The sequence below is a fragment of the Corynebacterium sp. HMSC059E07 genome, assembly GCF_001814395.1.
Taxonomy (GTDB): domain Bacteria; phylum Actinomycetota; class Actinomycetes; order Mycobacteriales; family Mycobacteriaceae; genus Corynebacterium; species Corynebacterium hesseae.
This window is the reverse complement of the sequence record NZ_KV816342.1, coordinates 1-6414: the sequence shown is the minus strand read 5'-3', so window position 1 is coordinate 6414 and position 6414 is coordinate 1. Positions and strand designations below refer to the sequence as shown.

At 57.8% G+C, this 6414-nt stretch carries 6 protein-coding genes and 1 pseudogene; 6 read left to right on the top strand and 1 reads right to left on the bottom strand.

Annotated features, from left to right (window positions below; translation table 11 throughout):
• The 4 genes and pseudogenes from HMPREF2967_RS12620 to HMPREF2967_RS12605 form a co-directional block, all read left to right on the top strand.
• Positions 1 to 265 (top strand): annotated as a pseudogene (locus HMPREF2967_RS12620) (type I restriction-modification system subunit M); the annotation flags it as partial.
• Entirely contained in the window at positions 258 to 1427 is a 1170-nt protein-coding gene (locus tag HMPREF2967_RS12615; RefSeq protein WP_158014735.1) for a restriction endonuclease subunit S, read from the top strand. The pseudogene HMPREF2967_RS12620 and the gene HMPREF2967_RS12615, both read left to right, overlap by 8 nt.
• Positions 1424 to 4618 carry a type I restriction endonuclease subunit R gene (locus HMPREF2967_RS12610; RefSeq protein ID WP_023016436.1) on the top strand — a complete coding sequence of 1065 codons (3195 nt, stop codon included), beginning with the start codon at positions 1424 to 1426 and terminating at the stop codon, positions 4616 to 4618. Before HMPREF2967_RS12615 ends, HMPREF2967_RS12610 begins: the two co-directional genes overlap by 4 nt.
• Positions 4619 to 4620: 2 nt before the next feature.
• Positions 4621 to 5193 carry a recombinase family protein gene (locus tag HMPREF2967_RS12605; protein WP_023016435.1) on the top strand — a complete coding sequence of 191 codons (573 nt, stop codon included), beginning with the start codon at positions 4621 to 4623 and terminating at the stop codon, positions 5191 to 5193.
• A gap of 130 nt (positions 5194 to 5323) precedes the next feature.
• Here HMPREF2967_RS12605 and HMPREF2967_RS13320 read toward each other — a convergent pair whose 3' ends face one another.
• Positions 5324 to 5659 (bottom strand): hypothetical protein, encoded by a 336-nt coding sequence (locus tag HMPREF2967_RS13320; RefSeq protein ID WP_173783247.1) that lies wholly within the window; start codon positions 5657 to 5659, stop codon positions 5324 to 5326.
• Between the two features lie 68 nt (positions 5660 to 5727).
• Between HMPREF2967_RS13320 and HMPREF2967_RS13575 the strand changes: the two genes are divergently transcribed.
• Together HMPREF2967_RS13575 and erm are read left to right on the top strand one after the other, a co-directional pair.
• Positions 5728 to 5793 carry an erythromycin resistance leader peptide gene (locus tag HMPREF2967_RS13575; protein WP_071569110.1) on the top strand — a complete coding sequence of 22 codons (66 nt, stop codon included), beginning with the start codon at positions 5728 to 5730 and terminating at the stop codon, positions 5791 to 5793.
• A 99-nt stretch (positions 5794 to 5892) separates the two neighbouring features.
• A partial coding sequence (gene erm, locus HMPREF2967_RS12595) for a 23S ribosomal RNA methyltransferase Erm (RefSeq protein ID WP_070686829.1) occupies positions 5893 to 6414 on the top strand: 522 nt, incomplete at its 3' end.

Below are 6414 nucleotides of genomic sequence, written 5' to 3'. Positions count from 1 at the left end.
GGTCGATGAGGTGCTCACCGCCAAGTGGATTACTGCACTTATGGATGACCTGCGCGAAATCCCTGGTCATGTGCTCGCTGGTCTTTCAGCCCGCGTCCAGGCGCTGCACGACAAGTACGCCGTCGCGCTGACCGACCTCGACGTGAAGATTCGCGAGACGGAGCAAGAGCTGGCAGGCCTACTGAGCGGGCTTACCGGCAACGCCGCCGACATGCAGGCCCTGGCTGCACTCCAGGAGCTGCTGGGCGGTGGTCGCGATGCGTAGCCGCAACGTGCCAGCACTGCGCCTGGAGGGGTTCGACGGTGCGTGGAAGACGACCAGTATTGGTGCAGTCTCAGCTCTCCACAACGGTCGTGACTACAAGCATCTGGGGGAAGGTTGTATTCCCGTCTACGGGACCGGTGGCTACATGGTGTCAGTGGACCAAGCTCTTTCTCACGATGAGGACGCCGTAGGCATCGGTCGAAAGGGCACCATCAGCAAGCCATACATCCTGAAAGCTCCCTTCTGGACTGTTGACACGTTGTTCTACGTTGTTCCGAACCAAGAGACTGACCTAGCGTTCTTCTACGCATCAGTATTGCAAGTCGATTGGATGGCGAAGAATACTGCAACCGGGTTACCTAGTCTGACTAGCCAGACCATCAACAGCGCAGATATCTCCATTCCGCACACTCTCGAAGAACAGCAGGCCATCGGCGCTATCTTCACCAACCTCGACGATGCCATCAACCAGCACACCAAGAAGCACCAAGCTCTGCAGCAGGCCAAGACTGCGCTCATGCAGCGGATGTTCCCGCAGGAGGGCCAGACGGTGCCGGAGCTGCGGCTGGATGGCTTCGACGGTGAGTGGAAAGAAAGCTCGTTGAATGATCACGTTGAATATTTCAGTGGGCTGACCTATTCACCAGGCGATGTTGTGAAGAATGGGGGCACTCTGGTACTTCGGTCAAGCAATGTGAAAGACGCTACGCTTGCCTTTGATGATTGTGTGTATGTCCGCTCCGGCGTCGTGAACGTACAAAATGTCAAGCCAAACGACATTATTATGGTCGTCCGAAACGGCTCCCGCGCTCTTATCGGAAAGCATGCGTTGGTGAGGGGGGAACTTCCGCCGACGGTCATCGGTGCATTCATGACTGGTATTCGAAGCAAACAGCCTCATTTCATGAGCGCCCTATTCGATACTGAACTCTTCGAGTCTCAAGTTGCGAAATCAATGGGTGCCACCATCAACCAAATTACGGGCGGGATGTTTGCGAAGATGCATTTTTGTTCCCACCAACCCTCGAAGAACAGCAGGCCATCGGTGCGGTGTTTACACGGCTGGACACGCTCATTGCTACCGAGGCCAAGTACATCGAGTCCCTTAAGCAGGCCAAGGCGGCGCTGCTGCAACGGATGTTCATCTAAGGAGCAGTTATGACCACACCATTTCGTTCTGAGGCTGAATTCGAGGCTGCGCTCATCGACCTGCTCACCCGCCACGGCTGGAGCAAGGAACTGCTGCGTTTCCCGACAGAGCAGCAGCTCATCGACAACTGGGCGGACATTCTTTACGCCAACAACCGGGGCCGTGACCTGCTAGGCGACGTGCCGCTCACCGAAGGCGAGATGGCGCAAATCATCGAGCAGGTCAACAACCTGCGCACCCCGCTGGCGCTCAACGAGTTCATCAACGGTCGCACCGTGACCATTACCCGAGATGCACCGCAGGCGGCAAACTTCGGCTCTGAGATCAGCCTGAAAATCTACGACCGCCTAGAGATTGCCGGTGGCCAGTCGCGCTACCAGATTGCCGTCCAGCCGCGCTTCCAGACCGCCAATGAGCTGCTGCCCACCCGACGTGGCGACTTGATGCTGCTCATCAACGGTATGCCGGTCTTCCACATCGAGCTGAAGCGCTCCGGTGCGCCGGTCTCCCAAGGTGCGAACCAGATAACCAAATACGCCCATGAGGGCGTCTACCAGGGAATCTTCTCCCTGGTGCAAATCTTCGTCGCCATGACCCCAGAAGAGACGATCTACTTCGCCAACCCGGGCGCAGGCAAGTTCAACCCGGACTACTTCTTCCACTGGGCAGACTTCAACAACGAGCCGATCAACCAATGGGACGACGTGGCACGTGCGCTGCTGTCCATTCCGATGGCGCACCAGCTCATCGGCTTCTACACCGTCGCAGACCGTGCCTCTGGCAACTTGCTGGCGATGCGTTCCTACCAGTACTATGCGGCCTCGCGTATCGCTGACCGTGTGGACCGTCACGACTGGGACAGTGGCGACCAGTTGGGCGGCTACATCTGGCACACCACCGGCTCCGGCAAGACGATTACCAGCTTCAAGACCGCTCAGCTCATCGCTGACTCCCACAACGCCGACAAGGTGGTGTTCCTGCTTGACCGTGTTGAGCTGGGCACGCAGTCGCTGGAGAACTACGTCAGCTACGGTGGCGACAGCATCGCGGTGGAGGACACCTCCAGTGCTGCCAACCTGGCAACGCTGCTCAAGGACAAGCGCTCCACTCTCATCGTGACCTCACTGCACAAGATGAGCCGCGTCAATCCTGAGACGATGAAGACAGCTGACCTGGACCTCATCCGTTCCAAGCGCGTGGTCTTCATCGTCGATGAGGCGCACCGCACCACCTTCGGTGACATGCTCGCCTCCGTCAAGCACACCCTGCCGAACGCGCTGTTCTTCGGCTTTACCGGCACGCCCATCCATGACGAAAACCAGAAGAAGCATTCCACCACGGCCACACTGTTCGGCAATGAGCTACACCGCTACTCAATTGCCGACGGCATCCGCGATAAAAACGTGTTGAGCTTCGACCCTGAAATGGTGGAGACTTTCAGGACGCATGACGTGCGCACCGTGGTCGCCCTCCAGGCGGCCAAGGCCAAGACCGTAGAGGAAGCGCTGACAGACCCGCAGAAGGCGGCAGTCTACAGCAAGTTCATGGACAAGAAGCAGATCCCTATGGCCTCTATCTATGAGCTGGAAAAAGACGATAAGGGCAACAGCACCTATAAGCGTGTGACCAAGGGCATCGAGGACTACCTGCCAACGACCCAGTATGAGAAGGCAAACCACCGCGAGGCTGTCGCCAGCGACATCAACGAGCATTGGATGCAGCTCAGCCGCAACAGCATGTTCCATGCCATCCTAGCGACTTCCAGCATTCCCGAGGCCGTGGAGTACTACCGCATCTTCAAGAAGCAGTACCCTCACATCAAGGTCACAGCACTGTTTGACCCCAACATCGACAACACCGGGGACAATCAACTGCTCAAGGAAGACGGCCTGCTGGAGATTCTCCGCGACTACAACAACACCTACGGCCAGCACTTCACCATGCCGACCCATGATGAGTTCAAAAAGGACGTCTCCAAGCGCCTAGCCCACAAGAAGCCTTACAACACCAAGGCCTTCCTCGACGACCGCAGCCAACACATCGACCTGCTCATCGTGGTGGACCAGATGCTCACCGGCTTCGACTCCAAGTGGCTCAACACCCTCTATCTGGATAAGGTGATCGAGTACGAGTCCATCATCCAGGCTTTTTCGCGCACCAACCGCATCTTCGGCCCGGAAAAGCCCTTCGGGTCCATCCGTTACTACCGCAGGCCGCACACTATGCGGGACAACATCGACCGGGCGGTAAAGCTCTACTCCGGCGACCGACCCCTCGGCCTGTTCGTGGACCACCTCGATGACCACCTCACATCCATCAACGAGTGCTTCGCTACCATCGAGGCGCTGTTTACCGACCCGAAGACCGGCCAGCCGGACTTCTCGCAGCTACCCGACCTTGAGGCAGACCAAGGCGAGTTCGCCAAGACCTTCAACCGCATGTACCGGGAACTTCAGGCCGCGCAGGTGCAGGGCTTCACCTCGGACAAGGACACCTACTACTTCGATGCCCTGACGGAGCCTATCGTGGTGGAACTTACCGAGGACACCTACACCACGCTGGTGACCCGTTACAAGGAGCTCGGCAAGGCAGGCGACGACTCAGAGCAGTCGCCTGAGGATGCACCCTTCGACATTGACGTGCACATCAAGCACATCGACACCGACCGCATTGATGCCGAGTACCTCAACAGCAAGTTCAAGAAGTACCTCAAGGCCCTCCAGGACGGCGTGCCGCAGGATGTGCTCGATGACCTGCTGGAACAGCTGCATGCCAGCTTCGCCCGCCTGAGTCAGGATGACCAGCGCTACGCTAACCGTTGGCTGCACGACCTCCAAGCAGGTGACGTGACCCTGCAACCAGGCAAGACAGTGCACGACTACATCAACGAGTACCGCATCACCGAGCGCGACCGACAGCTGGTACGACTGCATGAATGTCTAGGGCTGGACATGGCGCAGCTGCGACGGATACTCGACGCCCGGGTCACGGCGGCAACCATCAACGAGTATGGGCGTTTCGATGACTTAAAGGCATCAATTGACCTTGACCTGGCGGCGGCGTACTTCACGGAAGACACCGGAGCAAGGGTGTCGAAGTTCAAGGTCCGTGCTCTGCTGGACAAGCTGCTACGCACCTACGTCATCGACGGCGCGTTGCCTGCTGACCTCAGCGTGACCGAGGAAGAACTGACAGGTGAGTAGGTATGTTGATTGGATATGCGCGCGTCTCGACCTCGCGACAGGGGCAGTCGCTGGACACGCAAAGCAAGGCCCTCATCGACGCTGGTTGCGACCCTAAGCATATCTACAGCGACACCATTAGTGGTGCCAAGTGGTCTCGCCCCGGCCTCGATGATGCCCTCGCCTACATGAGGCCGGCCGATACCTTGGTCGTGACCCGGCTAGACCGGCTGGGCCGCAACATGGTCGAAACCGTCACTACCATCTCCGACCTAGCTGACCGGGACATCAATGTCCGGGTCCTTGATCCTGCTCTGGACACATCCCGTCCTGCAGATAAGGTCGTGGTCAACATCATGGCTTCTCTAGCTGAGTGGGAGCGTGACCTCCTTATTCAGCGCACTCGCGAGGGCGTCGCCCATGCCCGAGCACAGGGACGAGTTGCGGGCCCGAAGCCGAAGCTCAGTAAAGAGCAGAAGCAACAGGCTGCGCTATTGGTCGAGAACGGCCAGTCAGTGAAGTCAGTCGCCAGGTCCTTCAACGTCTCCCGGCAAACCATCTACAGGGCTATCCGTGAGGTGGACGATACTAAGTAAACGAGTCTGCGCGAAACGAAACCCCCAGGTGGAAACACGGTCAGAAAGTGCACACCCGGCCCGTAAGGTGTTGGGCAGAAACGACCCGAACACCACCTCTAGGAGTGAAAACATGGCCACCAAGCCGCTGTCAGCCGTTCGCCTTGGCATGGAAGTCAACAACATCACGCTGGCGCACTTCACCACCGAATCCGTCACCCAATTCCTCCACCACGTCGCAGACCTCGTCGAAAACCGCGTCGTGCGCTCCGCAGGCGACTCCCCCTGGTTCCCTCAGACAACCGTTCACTAACGCGTCCTTCACGTCGAGCGGCCTGCGTCCATTGCCTCGCTGTGTGCCACGAAAGCCCAGCTTTGGTGCCACGATCTTGCAGGCTTTCTGCATCGAAATATTCTCCGCCAGAATGCGAGCTTCCACGAGGCGGACCACACGGTCCTTCGCCTCCTGATCAAACTTCTTCGGCATGTTCGAAGATTTTCACATCTACTCAAACGGAACAAAACCTGGGCCCTTCATATCACCCGCGAATTTAAATGGATATAATTAGACCCATGTTGATTTCAGGTACCGCTTTCTTGCGGTTGCGCACCAACCGCTAAGGCGGTTTCCTACCCCGTAGGTTAAAAACCGCTCCGGTCCTTTAGCCGGGCGGCTATTTGTCATGCCCGGCTCCCTTTCAAATCCAAGGAGCACACCTGATGTCTGCATACGGACACGGCCGTCACGAGCATGGCCAAAATTTTCTCACCAACCACAAGATCATCAACTCCATCATCGACCTTGTGAAACAAACCTCCGGCCCCATCATTGAGATCGGACCAGGAAGCGGTGCCCTCACTCACCCGATGGCCCACTTGGGGAGGGCGATAACGGCAGTTGAAGTGGACGCAAAACTAGCTGCCAAAATCACACAAGAAACCTCCTCGGCGGCGGTCGAAGTGGTCCATGATGATTTCCTTAACTTCCGGTTACCCGCCACTCCCTGCGTCATTGTGGGAAACATTCCCTTTCACCTCACCACTGCCATTCTTCGAAAGCTGTTGCATGCGCCGGCATGGACTGACGCTGTACTCCTCATGCAGTGGGAAGTCGCTCGCCGCCGGGCCGGGGTAGGCGCAAGCACGATGATGACGGCTCAGTGGTCCCCATGGTTCACATTTCACCTGGGTTCTCGGGTACCAAGGCCTGCTTTCCGGCCACAGCCAAACGTTGACGGGGGG